Below are 15,267 nucleotides of genomic sequence, written 5' to 3'. Positions count from 1 at the left end.
TCGATCGCCGCGATTCGATAAATTAGATTTGTCAAAGTGAACCCCCATTAAACGAGAAGGCATAGATTAAAGCCATGGATTTTGGAGTCGGATTTATTTCCACAAATATCATGTTGCCAATCCTAGATTTTTTCTTTCGGATTGTGCATAGTTACGGTTTCGCCATCATTGCTTTAACGCTGGTGGTCAGATTTGCTGTCTTTCCCCTCAGCGCCGGCCAGATTCGCAATATGAGAAAAATGCGAATCACTCAACCCTTGATGAAGGAAAGACAGGCAGAAATTCAACAACGCTACAAAAATGACCCCCAAAAACAACAGGAGGAAATGGGCAAATTAATGCAGGAGTTGGGCAATCCCCTAGCCGGTTGTTTACCCCTGTTATTACAAATGCCGATTCTTTTGGCTTTATTTGCGACGCTGCGGGGTTCCCCCTTCTCCGATATTAACTACACCGTCGATTTACAGGTGTTGCCGAGCGAACAAATCGCCCTGGTGCAGCGCCAACCCTATGGCACCAAACCCCAAAACGTTTATATTGACGAGTCTCTCCACTATCCCATCACCGCTTTTTTACCCCAAGGCAATAAAATCGCCCCGGGAGAACAGGTAAAAATCGACCTGCAAAACGACCAGGGCAAGTCTTTGGGCCAATTAGCCACGGAAGCACCCGAAAATAACCTAAAACCCACCTACGAGGTGGTTAAAGGTCAAGAACTGGTGCAAGTTAATGAAGACGGTTCTATCGTCGCTTTAGCCCCCGGAGATGCCAGTATTAAAGTTATCGTGCCGGGGATTGCCGCTAATACGGGTTTTCTCTTTATTGAGGCCCTGGGAAGAATTGGGGCAACCGGTGCCAATGGTGAAATTCACTGGGATATCTTGGCGATGGTGATCGCTTTCGGTATTAGTATCTATGTTAACCAAGAGTTATCCGGCGCCGGCGCTCCTTCGGGGGGAGCAGCCCAACAACAGCAAACGGTGAATAAAATCACCCCGATAATTTTTAGTATGATGTTCCTGTTTTTCCCCTTACCGGCGGGGGTATTGATGTATATCTTAACTGCGAACATCTTCCAAACTATTCAAACGGTGATTTTGATGCGGGAACCTTTACCGGAAAACCTGCAAAAATTGGTAGCGGAACAGGAAAAAACGGAAAAATCCCGCGATGCTCTCCCCTTTGAAAAACGTTCTAGCAAGAAAAAGGAAAAAACATCGTAATGAGTATATGGGAGCAAAATAGCGAGAAAGCTAAACAATGGCTGGAAAAACTGCTAAAGTTGATGGCCATGCCCACAGATGTCCAGATTGGTGTGCAGGAATTGGGAACTGGACCTTCCTCCTGTTGGTTAATTATTGATAGCAGTCAATTGAGTCCCCAACAAGTGGAACTTCTCCTCGCTAACAAGGGTGAGGGACTGGATGCGATTCAATCCCTAGCTAATACGATTCTGAATATTGGTGTCGAGTCGGCAGAACATCAGTTCTATATTGTCGAAATCAATGGCTATCGTCAACAAAGACAGTCAGAACTTTTCGACTGGGTTAATCAAGCGGCGACGCAAGTGCGGCAAACAGGACAGGAAATAGAATTAAAAGCCCTATCTTCGGCGGAACGTCGCCAAATCCATGCCTTTTTTCAGGAAGAAAACGATTTAACCACGGAAAGTCGCGGCGTGGAACCCGATCGCCGGTTAGTAATTCGTTTAAAATAAGATCAAAGGGTGGGGTAAAACCTGCCCTCTTTTTTATTTTAGGCTTTAGCCTTCTTGCTCACTCTAAAATTGAGTTGAGAATTACCACAGCCAGGGAGATATAAAATTAGAAAATCCGACCACCTCGACGATTGGGGGCTAAACCACGATTACTGGGTGTAAAGCAGTAGGCATCGCGATTGATTCGTCGAATATTCTCTTGTAAAAATCGATCACAATTGCCCTCTGGAACGATAATTGTTTGATAGAGCGATTTTCCCGATAGATTACTATAGTAAGGAATCCAAAGAATACCCAGATTTTGAAATCCATATTTGAAGTGTAGTTCTTCCCCGCGTTTCTTTGCTTCGTATTCGGTCTTCCAAGCTGACTCGGCAATTACTCGCAGACCTTCAAAATCGGCACTGTGCCAGTCAAGACGTGGAGCAGCGAAAACCTCACCGAAAAATGTACTCGAAAATGCCATGCACATCATCAATAAAGTGATTTCTTGTCTGATATTCATGAAAAATTGATAACTGAAATATTTTTTATTTTAACCTCAGTTCAAGATAAGCCGAAACCCTAATTTTACCTTAGCCAGTCAGTCCTATTCTTTCCTGAAAGTCATGGCAAAATCTGCCTAACCCGAACTGACGTTATTTTAGCCAGATATCTCCTTTCTCTTCTGTCTTTTCGCCTGTTTTTGCTCTCAAAGCTCTGGCAGCCAAAATTTTGTCATCGATTGACGTTGTTAATAGTGGGATTAACTCCCTATTCAACTTTAAAAACACCCCACACCCACGCAAAACTTTTTGCCGCAAACCCTAGTTAATAACTTAACTTCAGAGCATTTACTGGTACATCATCCCAAGATTCTACGGTTCTTAAAACTGCCACCCACCCCGCTTGTTTTTGTTCGTCCGTAAGACTGGTTAACCAACTTTGATGACAATCTTTTGCCGCTTGTTCGTCTTGACAGGCAATACAAGCTTGTACTAAACCACAGGGATCAATCTGTTCATTTACCCAAATAATCATAGTTAATAGCCCTACTTAACTTTATTATTATAATCCATCGATCGCCCACAGAGAAACTTTTGATATTGATAACCTGTTACATAATTGGAGGACAACTCTGAAGGTTGACAGTCCGATAAATCTATTGAAGAATGGAAATTGATTAACCATAATTCAAAAGGGGGAGAAGATGACCGATTAAAATTTGGCTTTTCTTCTGGGTTAACTAAGATAAACTTAGGGTTTTTATCGGGAAATCTTTGGTTAAATTCCCAAGCAATTCCCATCATTTCTCCCACCTGCACCAAACTCCTATAGCTAGTGGCAATTACTAACGGATAACGGCTATTATTTTCGATAGTGGTAACTAATTTATCTGGGCGATAATACTTACGATAGCCTAAATTAAAAGTCACACTTAGGGAACTAACTAAAGCCATGATAATTACAATAATTACTATTCTTTTCTGCTGCCTTTGCCAACAATTGTCTAATAAAATTGCCAGAATTAAAATTACCGAGGGAAAGTAAACAAAACTATATCTAGCTCCCCGGGTAATATCGATCGAAAGCAGATAAGTGATGACAAAGAAAATGGCAATTGAACTGAGAAAAAATGCCGAGAGAATGCCTAATTCTGGTTTATAGGAGTCTAGCCATGCTGTTTTTAATTGTGGGATAATCCAGAGAAAAAAACCGATCATTATTGCCCCAGAAATCAAGATAATTATTAAAGATTCTGATTCAACGGGGAGCAGGGAAAGCATAGTTATTAATGTTCCCAGTAACTGAAAAAGGGGGCTAATTACGGCTAAAAAACTATCATTGTCTCTCTGAATCCAACCAGTCATCTGATTGCCATAATCTTTGGGTACAAAGCTGATAAACCAAATAATAATAAAGCTCAAGTTACCTAAAAAAACTAAACTTAAACGCCACCAATTAGTTATCCAAAAGTTTTTTTGTTTGATTTGATTGAATAAAATCCATAATAAAGTTAGCACTTCCGCTAGGATAGTTAAACTAAAAAAATAGTGGACTAATAACCCTAGACAGTTGACAATTAACCAGAAAAAAACCAAAGTATGGGATATTCTCTTATGGTCGATAATTTTGCTGCTTGCCCTCAGAAAACAGCCTAAAGATATGAGGACAAATACAACCGCTAAAGTATAATGACGCGCTTCTTGGGAGATAAAAACCGCGTAGGGAGAAACCGCCATTAAAATCGCCGCAAGAAAAGCGATCGAGCCAGATTTAAAGACCAATTTACTGATAAAATAAATTAGAGGAATCGAAATAACTCCCCAAAATACTGCCAGCGCTCGCATTCCTGCTAAGGATACATATTCTCCCCGATCAAAGAATAATTTATTCCAGAAATAGGCGAAAATAAAATATAAAGGTGGATGATTGTCCTCCTGAATAACTAATTTAATTACATCGGCAATAGTTGCCTGATGGTTGCTCTGGAGAGGTGCTAATAAAGTGTCTAGGGAAATTATTTGATTTAACGGCACTATCTGGTAATTATTGCCAATACTAAAAACCATAGTGGCAAATTCATCCGTCCAGGGAGGTTTGCTCGTTAATTGTGTTAACCTAATAACCAGTCCCAAAATTATTACTAATCCTAACCCAAAAAAATCAGACCAAGCTAACCGCTCCTTGCCTTTTTGTTGTAGATTAGAAATGACTGTAGATAAATTCAATTTAATTGTTATCTCCAAAAGATTCGATTATTTTAACCGCTTCCGATGGGGAAATATCTTGACGGCAATTAGGATAATCATACTCCTCCCGGGCAATTAATGCCCCACTGAGACGATAAAAATATTCTCCCATTTTCATCCAATCGGAATACAAATCGGGTTCGGGAAATTGTTGCCTTAATTCCGAGTCTTTGGGTGTACCATAATTAAGCCAGTATCCTTCTCCAAATAGTGGGGAATTGAGCGCTAGGGTTCCCTCTAATTCTAAACCATCATCGCCCCTGGCGTTTTCGATTCCTTCCACCAAAAAACAGCTATTCTCGGCATTTTCAAAGAGGACTGCGTATCCTTTCCCCTCTTCTGCGAGGATTTTAATCTCGCTGGCCCGAAATCCAGGAGGGATATAGTTAGGTAAAATAATCTTAGCATCTAGCGATCGCAGTTGTTGGCGTTGACTGGCGCTCAAAGTTACCGTTTCTGCTCTCAAATATTGCCCATTGTCAATAATAACAATAGATAATCCTAAAACTAAAGGCCAGAAAAATTTTATGGTCATAATCGCGGTTTCTAAGGTCATATTCTGGAGAATATCTGAGTTTTTAGGCAATTTACTGATTATTTAACCAGATTAATGACGAATATTGCCCTTTTCCTGTTCCCGATTCCCTATCTACCGATTCTAATCGACAAAAAATCATAGCTTGTCTGTGGATTCCACTTTTTTCCACTTCTGTCACCCGGAATTATGGGACTGACATCACCCCAAACCCTCTCGTATTCTAAGGTTATCGACAGGAAAGAGAGGTAACAACCATGTTAGTCAGCCACCAAAATCCAACTTTTGTCCGTAACTACTTAATCGCAGTTATCTCCGTGGTGATGATGGGTGTGGGAGTTGCCGATCTCGTCAATAATCCCTCCCGAATCGCTCAACAAAACCGTCTTGATGGTTATGGTCGCTATGTTAGCGCTGGTTTGGTTAGTGGTGCGGTCAATAATATGCGTTAATTTGCCTCTGATTCTCAATCCTGTTGAAAAGGTGTGGCTCTCCCAGGTTTGGTGGGTAAAATGTATTCTAAGATACATTACTCCTAGCGAGGGAGTGGAGCGAACCACAAAGACACAAAGGACACAAAGATCGATCCTATGTAAGTTAAACTTATCACACAGAACCTAGAAGAGCCAAGGTGTGGGGGAGTGGGTAGTTTTTTCAGTGATCAGTAAACAGTAAACAGTAAACAGTGAACTGATAACTGATAACTGATAACTGATAACTGATAACTGATAACTGATAACTGATAACTGATAACTGAAACTGCCTAAACCCAAGAATGGAGAGCGCGTAATTGGGGCGTTTTTTTAGCTTGGTGGGTCTGCATTCTTTGTAAAACATCATCGAGAATTGTCACCGCTTCGCGGATATATTCCCCCTTATTCAGCATGACACATTCGGCCCTTTCGGCCATAGCGGCATCGGTAATCTCGGCCCGGGAGGGAATACTTTTCTTGACCAGATTTTCTAGGACTTGGGTAGCCCAAATTACTGGAATATGGGCCGCTTCGCATAACCAGAGAATTTCCTCTTGAATTTCTGCTAATCTTTGATAGCCAATTTCTACAGCCAAATCACCCCGGGCAATCATCACCCCAAAAGGTTGTTTACCGGCGGCATGGATGATTAATTCGGGTAGATTTTTCACGGCTAAAGGTGTTTCTATTTTGGCCACAATTGCTTTTTGTCGCCAAGCATCCCCCAAACGACTTTGTAACTCTAGCTGTAGTGTCTCGATATCGCTGGCTTTTTGTACAAAAGAGTAACCGATAATATCGGCATTTTCGGCAATAAAATCTAAATCTTGCCGGTCTTTTGCGGTCAAAGGATCGATATTTAAGACGGTATCGGGGAAATTTAGTCCCTTATCTGCTTTGAGTTTTTCCCCTTTCTCCCTGGCGTGGGTAATTTTTAGTAAAAGACCTTCTGGCATTATGGCAATAACTTCAGCCCCAATATGACCATCATCAATCCAAACTTTCGCCCCGACGGGAATTTGGGGAATAATTTCCGGTTGGGAACAATTAGCCTGAAAATACTGAGGATGGGCAGTATGGGGCGGTTGGGTGGTTAAGAGGAGAAAATCCCCTTGATATAGTCTGGTTTGGGACTGGGGAGCTAAAATCTGTTCTAAACGGATTTTTGGACCGGCTAAGTCCATATAAACTTTACAGGTATGTCCATTGACTAAATTTTCGGGATTTTTGACTGCCTCGCGCAGATTTTCAATCATTCCCTGCCACTCTTTCGGGCTATCATGGGCGCAATTAATGCGAATACAGTCCATCCCGCAACGCAGTAATTGGGCGATAAAATCGGGGTCGGTTGCCGCCTCCGTCGGCATTGTCACCATAATTCGCACCCGACGCCGGGGGGAAGACAGACCAAAAACTTCGGCGCTATGGGAGGCTAAAAGTTGATCTCCTTGGAAAAATGCCTCTAAAGGGGGATGTTTGGGTAATAATGAGGCTTCTTGATGACAAACCGCCCCTAAAGTGGCAATTACCGCATCGAGAGTCGGTAAAACTTTCGATTCAATCCGGCCTAGGGAAGATAATCCCCAGGGCATTAAAGCTAATTGTAAATCCCGGATATCTTCTTGTCTCAGGGCGAGATAATAGGCTAAATTACGGGTGCTAGGTTGAAAATTATCCTTTTCAATCAGGTTTTTCCACTGCTGCAATTTCTCCTCTCCTTCCACTGTTACAAAATGCCGTAACTTTTGCAGATGATGGAGGAGAGTTTGAGGGTAGGATAATTGTTCTCGTTTGAGTTGTTCTGAGAGAGTTAAAGACATAAAATTAAGTAAAAAGTAAAAATCGTCAATTAAGTAAGTGGTTTCAATTAAATTGAAGATAGATTTTGTCCTTGATCCCCCCTGCCCCCCTTGATAAGGGGGGTGCCGATCCCCCCTTAATAAGGGAGGTATCTGACAATTTTTAACATCCACCTACTTACTAAGGCAATATTTGCCTAGAAAATGCTCACTTTCGCCGCTTATATTGCTTTTGTCCGGCTATGGGGTCAGTTCTTGGACATAATCTCTCTGTTTCTATACTAAGCGAATATCCCGCCTCTAGAAGTTAATTTTTGCTACGATTTATGTCGGTTATCTTCATGGTGAGGTGGGAAGTTTTCGTTTTCGGGAGTCGCTGGTCGGTGGTCGCTACTAGAAAAGCTAGGTTTATCGGTGAAAAATTATCGATAAGCTTCCCTGTCTTATACCTTTGATATTATTAAAATAATGGCGGACATTGGTTGAATCAATTATCTTTTTTGAGCTATATTAAAGGTGCATAAAGTTATTAGTAACTACAGTATTAAGTTTTATGAAGGGAGGGAATGATCCAGAATCGCGACTATAATGATTAAACAGATCATTCCTGTGTCGGCGAGAGCGAGAAAATATGTCTGCCACTGAATACGAAGCAATTATCGGTTTAGAAACCCACTGTCAACTCAACACCAAAAGCAAGATATTTTGTCCCTGTCCCACCAACTTCGATAGTCCCCCCAATACTAACGTCTGTCCCATCTGTTTGGGTTATCCGGGGGTATTACCCGTCCTTAACCAAGAAGTCCTGGCCAGTGCCGTTAAACTGGGATTAGCTATCGATGGTAAAATTACACCTCATAGCAAATTCGATCGCAAACAGTATTTTTATCCCGACCTGCCGAAAAATTATCAAATTTCCCAGTATGATCTCCCTATTGTCGAACAGGGTCAACTAGAAATCGAGATCGTCGATAAAAAAACTAAGGAAGTTAGCCGCAAAATTATCGGCATTACCCGTCTGCACATGGAAGAAGACGCGGGAAAACTGGTTCATGCTGGCAGCGAACGTCTCTCCGGTTCCACCCATTCCCTCGTGGATTTTAATCGTACAGGTGTACCATTATTGGAGATCGTCTCGGAACCGGATTTACGCACCGGGGCCGAAGCGGCGGAATATGCCCAAGAATTACGGCGTTTAGTGCGTTATCTCGGCATCAGTGACGGTAATATGCAGGAAGGTTCCCTGCGCTGCGATGTCAATATTTCTGTTCGCAAAAAAGGCACTAAAAAGTTCGGGACTAAGGTAGAAATTAAAAATATGAACTCCTTTAGTGCTATCCAAAAAGCCATAGAATACGAGATTGATCGACAAATTGAAGCGATCGAAAATGGCGAACTAATTGTACAGGAAACCCGTCTTTGGGAAGAAGCTACTCAACGGACGATTAGTATGCGGAAAAAAGAAGGTTCTAGCGATTATCGCTATTTTCCCGAACCGGATTTACCCCCCCTAGAAGTCTCCCCCGAACAGTTAAAAGCTTGGGCAGAAGAATTACCGGAATTACCCGCTCGTAAACGTCGTCGTTATGAAGAAGAATTTGGTCTTTCCCCCTACGATGCCAGGGTTTTGACCGATGATCGCACCGTGGCCGAATATTTTGAAACTGCCGTAATTGCGGGGGCCAATGCGAAATTAGTCGCTAACTGGATCAGTCAAGATATCGCCGCTTATTTGAATAATAATAAGCTGATGATCACGGAAATTGCCCTGCAAGCGTCAGACTTAGCTGAATTAGTTAAACTGATTGAAACGGGAACAATTAGTGGTAAAATTGCTAAGGAAATTTTACCCGAACTTCTCACCCAGGGCGGTTCACCCAAAGCGCTGGTGGAAAAGAAAGGATTAATACAAATTTCTGACACTTCTGCCATCGAAAAACTGATCGAGGAAATTATCGCTGCCCATCCAAGCGAGTTAGAAAAATTCCGGGCGGGTAAAACCAATCTTAAGGGATTTTTTGTCGGTCAAGTCATGAAAAAAAGCGGCGGTAAAGCCGATCCTAAATTAACTAGCCAAATCTTAGATCAAAAACTTTCTGGTTAGTTATATTCAGTGATCAGTAATCAGTAGAAATTATGAATTATGAATTATGAATTGGGGAGGGGGGAGAATAAATAAAAACACTCTCCCGAATACTGTCTCCTGTCTCCTGAGAGCTAAAATAACTGATAACTGAAAATGCCAAATTCCCCAACAACCTCGCAATTAAAGCCTAATAGCCCAAAAATTCTCGCTGTTGTCAACGGTAAAGGTGGTGTGGGTAAAACCACCACTGCGGTTAATTTAGCGGCAATTTGGGGACAGAATCAGCGTGTTTTGCTTGTGGATGCGGATCCGCAGGGTTCCTCCACTTGGTGGGTAGAAAGAAATCAAGCGGGTATGGTATTTGATTTAGCCAAGCAAATTAATACAGAGAAATTAGGAGAATTGCGTCAAATTATCGAGTATGATCTGATCGTGATTGACACACCACCAGCTTTGCGCTCCGAATTACTTACGGCAGTAATAGCAGAATCAGATTATTTAATTTTACCGACTCCTCCCGCACCGATGGATTTAATGGCTTTAATTGACACGGTACGCACGGCAGTTAAACCCCTAGGAATTGCCTATCGGGTTTTGTTAACAAAAGTGGATTCTCGTAGTCTTAAGGAAACTTTAGAAGCACAAAATACTCTATTAGAATTAGGTATTCCTGCCTGTCATGCTTTTGTCAGAAATTATAAGGCCCACGAAAAGGCCGTTTTAGACGGGGTTGCTATTACCAATTGGCGCGGTAAAAATGCCCAGGAAGCCAGCGCCGATTATCGTCGTGTGGCCGAAGAATTAGAACGGGATTGGTAGATTTATGAACAGGTTTTCTAAGGACAATATTTTTGTAGTAAAGAAATGACTAAATCTAGACCATCGGGCTGAACTTGAATAGTATAGGCTTCGGCTTCGATTTGTCTGCTAAAACCCTGATAATTCATAAAAAATCTTCTGGTCATTGCTGGTGGTTCTATGGCTAAATTAAGAGCTTTAACTGTTTTGCCTCCATGACAAAGTTGAGCGGCATGGACAGCTTCATGAATTAATGTTGGTCGGGCAATACCTAAGTCAAAAACTAGGGGATGAATCCAAATAATTCTAGTTTTACTATCAAATAAACCGTAGGCTCCTCGTGCTGGTGGCGGGGCAATTTTGACGATGAAATTGTGTTTTTCTAAAGCTTTCTGCAGCTGGAGAAAATCAGGGTTTGCCGCCGATAAATTTTCTCCTGTGGCTAATTGCATCCCTAGAAAAACAGCAGCGATTGTGTAATAAATGCCCATCAGGTGATAGTTCCTATTAAAGAAAAATGGCTCTTCGTTACTTGTTATGGTTCGATAGGGGGGCATAAATCAACAAAATCTTTATCTGGTAAGGGATTTAATTGATTAGTTTGCTTTAGATAAAAAACAATTGACAAAAATCGCCCAATGTCTTTCTCTATAAGGGTTCCATCCCTTATAACTCCCGTCTATTGCATAAGACAAACCGAAGAACCAGAAAAATCAAAATTAGCAGGAGGTTATTCATTGATGAATCGAACCATCGGGGAGAATTGTTCCTGTTAAAATTGCCCCGGTTAATTTCACCATAATACGCTTACCAAAGCCAATTTTTGCCCCGCGTAAATCCGCCGCCGACAGATCCGCCCCGCTTAAATCCGCCCCGATGAGATTGGCTTCCTGTAAATTTGCGCCTTTAAGGTTCGCTTCGAGGAGATTGGCGCGAAAAAGATTAGCTTTGTACAGATTAGCTTTTTCTAGGTTAATTTTGTGCAGGAAACTATCGCTTAAGTCGGCATGGCTTAAATCAGCCCCGATGAGACTGCGACTAGAGAGATCTTTTTCTTTCAGGTTAGCTCCCTGTAAATCGGCTCCGTTTAAATCCCGATAGTGAGGGCGCCAGGCGCCATGATTGTGAACCTGATGGTTATTCTGGGAGTGGCTGTGTTGACTATGGGTTTGTTGACTGTGGGTTTTATGACTGTGGGTTTGGGAATTTTGGCCGGGTTGGCTAGGGTGAGGCTGATAGGGAGAAGCAGTTTTATAGGCGTGGGCGGGCTGTGTTTCAGTTTTAGGGGCGGAATTGGAGCGTTTAGGAGAATTTTGATGAATTTGCCGCAATTGTTCCCTAGCTTGGTTAATTTCTTGCAGTTTAGCGGTGGCTTTTTCCAAAAGACGCTGATTATCTTTGGGAATGCGATCGGGATGCCAAATAAACACCAAATCTTTGTAGGCTTGATTGATCTCGTCGAGAGATGCCCCGTGATCTAACCCTAAAACTTTATAGTATCGCTCCAATTCTTTCATTATCGAAGTCCTAATACAAGGATAAAAGCATTAATGGCTACAATTTCTCTGAGTCTTGTCGGATTTTCTAGGAGAGGATTTCTTTCAGGATAATTTGACTCTGGGAGAGTTGCCATAAAATTTGAGAAAATGTCTGGTAATTAAGAAAATCTCGTTTTTCTATCCTGTTTTGATGCGTAACTGTATAGCACATAACAGCAAAATTAGCAAGTTTTTGATACAAAACTTAATTTGTGCTGTTGGGGGTTAGGGAGAGAGAAGTGGGGAAGCGAGCAGGGTGAAAGCGTCTCAAACGCTATTGACAATTGGCCAATTTTGTGATCCGCGTGGGACTTTCAAGTGATACCAGTCGATTAGAATAGTTAGGAAATCGACCCATTTGGTCTATTTTTGCTTAACAATTGAGATGGTAAATTCTACTCAAATATGCTTGAATCGTCCTCTGGGTAAGCAACTCACATAAAGTTCATTTTGTCAAGGATTGTTAAGATGCGCTTACCCCGACATTGATATTCTCAATCTTGGCTCTCCCAGCTTTGGTGGGTAAAATGTATTCTAAGATACATTTCTCAAGAGCGAGGGGGTGGAACGAACCACAAAGACACAAAGGACACAAAGATCGATCGATCATTATGTCAATTAAACTTATCACACAGAACCTAGAAGAGCCCAATCTTAATTGAAATGACTATATTAACCTCTCACAATAAACCGCGATAACGGATAAAAACGAGGATTACTGCCCAAGAACCTAAAGCTACTTTAACGGCGACTAAAATGTTTAGTATCGGTAAAATACCCCCACTAAATAGCGCCCCTAATTCCCCGTGGGGTAACTCAAATCCTGAGAGAGTAATGGCGGCTAAAACAATAAAAACTAAGACGGAAATTTTCTCCCATGTTGCCGCTTGCCAACGGCGATAAATTGCTTGCATCCATTCGGGAGACGAGGTAATTGCTATTAAGCCAATTGCCGTACCTCCGGCGACTCCAGCGGCAAAACCTCCCCCCGGACTTAAATGTCCGCGGATAGCTAATTCAATGCCCACTAAAGCGGCAATTGTTGACCCTAAACGGGCTAAAATAATTGAAGGTTGGTCGGTAAATTGATGGATTTTACTGGCGGGTTTTTCGGTGGCTAAAAGAAAATTCGCCCCCATAATGGCAATGGTAAAAACAACCACTTCATAGATGGTATCGTAGAGACGATTACGAAAAATAACCACCGAAACCGCATTAGGAACACCGCCATCGCGCACCAGGGATTCAACAATTTCTAAGGATGATATAGAGGAAGCAGTATTGGGAATAATTACCATTTTGACAGCGAAGGCAATAGCGGCTAGAGTATAAATCCATTTCATTAGTGTTTCTCCTCTAATTTTGGGGTTTCAATACAAGTTAAAATCGTGTTGGCTGCCGTTAATTCATTTTTAAAAATATCGTAGAGATAGGGTAATCTAATTGTGGTTTCGTAGGGGATGGTTTCTGGATTGTCTTGACGGATACAGACGGCATGAATATCCTTATCTATAAGTGCCTGTTGCAAAGCTTGTTTATCACTGTAGGCAACTAATTCTAAACGCATAAAACGTTTACTTAAAACCGTTTGTAGTTGAGTTTTTAACTGTTCTAAAACTGTATCGGTTTCCTCGGCAATTACTCCTAAACGCATCACTAAAGAGGAACGAATCGCCACCGCGTAGAGAGTTACGGCTAACATGGTTCCCATCAAAGCTTCGGTTAAAGATACATCTGCTGCCCCTAATAAAGCATAAACTAAAGCGGCTATTGCCCCTAAAACCCCGCGAATTACTAAAGCTTGGTAGGGATTAGATTGTAACATCACCATCGCCGCAGTTAAAGGCAAGAGGGCAACAATAACATAGAGATAACTTTCATTCATCTTTAATTCTACTCTCGATCGCTAGAAGTATAAGCCAAAACGTAGCCTAACATGGTGTTCCAAATTGCTAGGGAAATTATTGCCAATAATAATAAAGGCCAATTATGGGGAACTTTCAAAAGTAGCCCGAAAATAATCGCCATCGAACCCAAAGTATCAGCGACAGATAGACCATGTAATTTATATAATACCGAGCGCTTGTCTAAAAGATGCGCCGTTCCCCAAAACCAGAAAAAAACTCCGATAGCGATGCAGATATAACTGAAAATGTCAATCATGATTCGTTCAATCGTTTAAGAATTTGTGCTAATAACATAAAACCGGCATTACCAACACTGAGAATAATCACTCCTACCACTCCAATCATCCAATCATCCCGCAGAACCGACACCACTAGAATAATAATCGATGATTTACTGGAAGCACTGGCAAAGGCGGCCATTTTTTGCCAGATGTCATCATTTTTTGCCACTTCATAAAGGGGAATTAATAGGGCGACAATCATGGCAATGATAACAATATTCATCCCTGGGTACTCCGTTTAATTACATGAACTTCATAACCCTCATTTTCCTTATATTCGGTGACGATAGTTTTCGGGGTAAAGGTAATGAGAAATATATCCCAAAAAGCCAATCTGGGTGAACGTTTACCCGAAATTCTCTCTAAAATAATTTCTTCTTCCTTGTGGGGACGAAAGATAATTTCAAACGCTTCTTTATAAGCTTGGGGAATAGCTATAAAGACTTTAATTATTACCTTTAACCAATCGCCTAAAGTTTCGCTAGAGGCGAAATTACGGGGCAAAAGAAAAGCAATAGCCACCCCGATCATAATATTAGCGGGGGTAAAATTAGCGGTGAGCAAAAACCACATAGTTAAACGCAGAATTATATGTCCGATCATGCTAAGACCATCCAAAATAATAGAACTAACATTATACTCATCATACCGATGAGATGATCAAATTGTTCCCAGACCCGCGATAATTTTAGGGATAACTTTTTGAAAACTCCCAGATATAACCACCACCCGGCACCAATGACAGCTAAAGCTTTGATAATATTGGGGATATTATAAGCTTCAACATAGACGGCATTGGATAAAAATAGGGCGGCAAGGAGCAGAATTATTGCTATCCAGAAACCGATAGTTAGCTTCTGTTTACTTTCGCCACCGGCGTGGGGTAAAAAGATAAATTTAGCAAAGGAAATCGCCGTCCCCACCGCCACAAGATTGATCATAATCTCTTGCCAAGGAACTAAATTTTTCATCGTTAATGCTTTCGCCCCAAAACCGGATAATAGGGGGAATCCAGAGATAGAAAAACTAGCAACCACTAGGGCAATCCAGAGGGAATTAGGGATCGATTGTTGCTGTAATTCTTTAAAATTGCGACTGGGCAAAACTCCCGCTAACAGAAATAGGCAAGATTTAACTAAACCGTGGGTAAGGGTATAAAAACCACTGACTACCGGGGCAGCTAAAATAAAACCTAACTGGGAAATAGTATGGAAGGCTAACATCCGCTTGCTATCCTTTTCAAACACTGCGTATGACACGCCAAAAATCGCCGTTAGCACCCCGAAAAGCCGAATTAGTCCATCCAAATCCTCTAGGATTAAAGCACAGCGCAGGAGGGGAAAAATGCCCGCTTTTACCACCACCCCTGACATCAGCGCCGAGACAGAGGTTTCCGATTCC

18 protein-coding genes are annotated in these 15,267 nt (G+C 41.7%); 5 read left to right on the top strand and 13 right to left on the bottom strand.

The features are described from left to right. Nucleotides 1–74: 74 nt before the first annotated feature. Both yidC and IM507_RS01095 read left to right on the top strand, forming a co-directional pair. Nucleotides 75–1,223 carry a membrane protein insertase YidC gene (yidC, locus tag IM507_RS01100; protein WP_002742604.1) on the top strand — a complete coding sequence of 383 codons (1,149 nt, stop codon included), beginning with the start codon at nucleotides 75–77 and terminating at the stop codon, nucleotides 1,221–1,223. Then, nucleotides 1,223–1,717 (top strand): Jag family protein, encoded by a 495-nt coding sequence (locus IM507_RS01095; protein ID WP_002739254.1) that lies wholly within the window; start codon nucleotides 1,223–1,225, stop codon nucleotides 1,715–1,717. The genes yidC and IM507_RS01095 overlap by 1 nt, the downstream gene beginning before the upstream one ends. A gap of 106 nt (nucleotides 1,718–1,823) precedes the next feature. On the opposite strand, the gene IM507_RS01090 is transcribed toward IM507_RS01095, so the two are convergent. The 4 genes from IM507_RS01090 to IM507_RS01075 all read right to left on the bottom strand — a co-directional run bounded on the left by IM507_RS01090 (nucleotide 1,824) and on the right by IM507_RS01075 (nucleotide 5,005). After that, nucleotides 1,824–2,222, bottom strand: a complete 399-nt coding sequence (locus IM507_RS01090) for a hypothetical protein (RefSeq protein ID WP_002738634.1) — start codon at nucleotides 2,220–2,222, stop codon at nucleotides 1,824–1,826. 305 nt (nucleotides 2,223–2,527) lie between these two features. Continuing rightward, the gene (locus IM507_RS01085; protein ID WP_002739214.1) at nucleotides 2,528–2,737 is read right to left on the bottom strand and encodes a hypothetical protein; all 210 of its coding nucleotides are present in this window, start codon (nucleotides 2,735–2,737) and stop codon (nucleotides 2,528–2,530) included. Between the two features lie 11 nt (nucleotides 2,738–2,748). After that, entirely contained in the window at nucleotides 2,749–4,428 is a 1,680-nt protein-coding gene (locus IM507_RS01080; RefSeq protein WP_042791003.1) for a glycosyltransferase family 39 protein, read from the bottom strand. 1 nt (nucleotide 4,429) lies between these two features. Continuing rightward, a complete protein-coding gene (locus IM507_RS01075) occupies nucleotides 4,430–5,005 on the bottom strand; it encodes a hypothetical protein (RefSeq protein WP_002738922.1) in 576 nt (191 codons plus the stop codon). Nucleotides 5,006–5,241: 236 nt separating this feature from the next. Between IM507_RS01075 and IM507_RS01070 the strand changes: the two genes are divergently transcribed. After that, the gene (locus IM507_RS01070; protein WP_002738625.1) at nucleotides 5,242–5,436 is read left to right on the top strand and encodes a hypothetical protein; all 195 of its coding nucleotides are present in this window, start codon (nucleotides 5,242–5,244) and stop codon (nucleotides 5,434–5,436) included. A gap of 311 nt (nucleotides 5,437–5,747) precedes the next feature. On the opposite strand, the gene IM507_RS01065 is transcribed toward IM507_RS01070, so the two are convergent. Beyond that, nucleotides 5,748–7,277: a pyruvate kinase gene (locus IM507_RS01065; RefSeq protein WP_002738729.1), complete on the bottom strand. Its 1,530-nt coding sequence runs from the start codon at nucleotides 7,275–7,277 to the stop codon at nucleotides 5,748–5,750. Between the two features lie 610 nt (nucleotides 7,278–7,887). Here IM507_RS01065 and gatB point away from each other — a divergent pair. Both gatB and IM507_RS01055 read left to right on the top strand, forming a co-directional pair. Next, nucleotides 7,888–9,360 (top strand): Asp-tRNA(Asn)/Glu-tRNA(Gln) amidotransferase subunit GatB, encoded by a 1,473-nt coding sequence (gene gatB / locus IM507_RS01060; RefSeq protein WP_002738351.1) that lies wholly within the window; start codon nucleotides 7,888–7,890, stop codon nucleotides 9,358–9,360. A 135-nt stretch (nucleotides 9,361–9,495) separates the two neighbouring features. Then, nucleotides 9,496–10,161: a ParA family protein gene (locus IM507_RS01055; RefSeq protein WP_002739071.1), complete on the top strand. Its 666-nt coding sequence runs from the start codon at nucleotides 9,496–9,498 to the stop codon at nucleotides 10,159–10,161. A 17-nt stretch (nucleotides 10,162–10,178) separates the two neighbouring features. On the opposite strand, the gene IM507_RS01050 is transcribed toward IM507_RS01055, so the two are convergent. The 8 genes from IM507_RS01050 to IM507_RS01015 all read right to left on the bottom strand — a co-directional run. Further along, nucleotides 10,179–10,631 (bottom strand): hypothetical protein, encoded by a 453-nt coding sequence (locus IM507_RS01050; RefSeq protein ID WP_287636354.1) that lies wholly within the window; start codon nucleotides 10,629–10,631, stop codon nucleotides 10,179–10,181. Nucleotides 10,632–10,874: 243 nt separating this feature from the next. Then, a complete protein-coding gene (locus tag IM507_RS01045) occupies nucleotides 10,875–11,657 on the bottom strand; it encodes a pentapeptide repeat-containing protein (protein ID WP_004161935.1) in 783 nt (260 codons plus the stop codon). 701 nt (nucleotides 11,658–12,358) lie between these two features. Next, nucleotides 12,359–13,021 (bottom strand): Na(+)/H(+) antiporter subunit B, encoded by a 663-nt coding sequence (locus IM507_RS01040; protein ID WP_002738825.1) that lies wholly within the window; start codon nucleotides 13,019–13,021, stop codon nucleotides 12,359–12,361. Further along, nucleotides 13,021–13,563 carry a DUF4040 domain-containing protein gene (locus IM507_RS01035; protein ID WP_002738849.1) on the bottom strand — a complete coding sequence of 181 codons (543 nt, stop codon included), beginning with the start codon at nucleotides 13,561–13,563 and terminating at the stop codon, nucleotides 13,021–13,023. The genes IM507_RS01040 and IM507_RS01035 overlap by 1 nt, the downstream gene beginning before the upstream one ends. Before the next feature lie 8 nt (nucleotides 13,564–13,571). Beyond that, the gene (locus tag IM507_RS01030; protein WP_002738537.1) at nucleotides 13,572–13,841 is read right to left on the bottom strand and encodes a monovalent cation/H(+) antiporter subunit G; all 270 of its coding nucleotides are present in this window, start codon (nucleotides 13,839–13,841) and stop codon (nucleotides 13,572–13,574) included. Then, nucleotides 13,838–14,089, bottom strand: coding sequence for a hypothetical protein (locus IM507_RS01025; protein WP_123231219.1), 252 nt, complete (start codon nucleotides 14,087–14,089; stop codon nucleotides 13,838–13,840). Before IM507_RS01025 ends, IM507_RS01030 begins: the two co-directional genes overlap by 4 nt. Next, nucleotides 14,086–14,469 (bottom strand): Na+/H+ antiporter subunit E, encoded by a 384-nt coding sequence (locus IM507_RS01020; protein ID WP_002738904.1) that lies wholly within the window; start codon nucleotides 14,467–14,469, stop codon nucleotides 14,086–14,088. Before IM507_RS01020 ends, IM507_RS01025 begins: the two co-directional genes overlap by 4 nt. Beyond that, a partial coding sequence (locus IM507_RS01015; RefSeq protein ID WP_287636352.1) for a proton-conducting transporter transmembrane domain-containing protein occupies nucleotides 14,466–15,267 on the bottom strand: 802 nt, incomplete at its 5' end. The genes IM507_RS01015 and IM507_RS01020, both read right to left, overlap by 4 nt.

Origin of the sequence: Microcystis sp. M20BS1, assembly GCF_020245305.1 — a bacterium.
Lineage (GTDB): Bacteria > Cyanobacteriota > Cyanobacteriia > Cyanobacteriales > Microcystaceae > Microcystis > Microcystis ichthyoblabe_A.
This window is presented reverse-complemented; position numbering and strand designations above follow the sequence as displayed.

Coding starts and splice junctions, on each gene's coding strand:
- IM507_RS01025 (WP_123231219.1), bottom strand. CDS start 14,089: ATGAATATTGTTATCATTGCCATGATTGTCGCCCTATTAATTCCCCTT.
- IM507_RS01085 (WP_002739214.1), bottom strand. CDS start 2,737: ATGATTATTTGGGTAAATGAACAGATTGATCCCTGTGGTTTAGTACAA.
- IM507_RS01030 (WP_002738537.1), bottom strand. CDS start 13,841: ATGATTGACATTTTCAGTTATATCTGCATCGCTATCGGAGTTTTTTTC.
- IM507_RS01075 (WP_002738922.1), bottom strand. CDS start 5,005: ATGACCTTAGAAACCGCGATTATGACCATAAAATTTTTCTGGCCTTTA.
- gatB (WP_002738351.1), top strand. CDS start 7,888: ATGTCTGCCACTGAATACGAAGCAATTATCGGTTTAGAAACCCACTGT.
- IM507_RS01020 (WP_002738904.1), bottom strand. CDS start 14,469: ATGATCGGACATATAATTCTGCGTTTAACTATGTGGTTTTTGCTCACC.
- IM507_RS01050 (WP_287636354.1), bottom strand. CDS start 10,631: ATGGGCATTTATTACACAATCGCTGCTGTTTTTCTAGGGATGCAATTA.
- IM507_RS01065 (WP_002738729.1), bottom strand. CDS start 7,277: ATGTCTTTAACTCTCTCAGAACAACTCAAACGAGAACAATTATCCTAC.
- yidC (WP_002742604.1), top strand. CDS start 75: ATGGATTTTGGAGTCGGATTTATTTCCACAAATATCATGTTGCCAATC.
- IM507_RS01055 (WP_002739071.1), top strand. CDS start 9,496: ATGCCAAATTCCCCAACAACCTCGCAATTAAAGCCTAATAGCCCAAAA.
- IM507_RS01045 (WP_004161935.1), bottom strand. CDS start 11,657: ATGAAAGAATTGGAGCGATACTATAAAGTTTTAGGGTTAGATCACGGG.
- IM507_RS01090 (WP_002738634.1), bottom strand. CDS start 2,222: ATGAATATCAGACAAGAAATCACTTTATTGATGATGTGCATGGCATTT.
- IM507_RS01070 (WP_002738625.1), top strand. CDS start 5,242: ATGTTAGTCAGCCACCAAAATCCAACTTTTGTCCGTAACTACTTAATC.
- IM507_RS01095 (WP_002739254.1), top strand. CDS start 1,223: ATGAGTATATGGGAGCAAAATAGCGAGAAAGCTAAACAATGGCTGGAA.
- IM507_RS01040 (WP_002738825.1), bottom strand. CDS start 13,021: ATGAAATGGATTTATACTCTAGCCGCTATTGCCTTCGCTGTCAAAATG.
- IM507_RS01035 (WP_002738849.1), bottom strand. CDS start 13,563: ATGAATGAAAGTTATCTCTATGTTATTGTTGCCCTCTTGCCTTTAACT.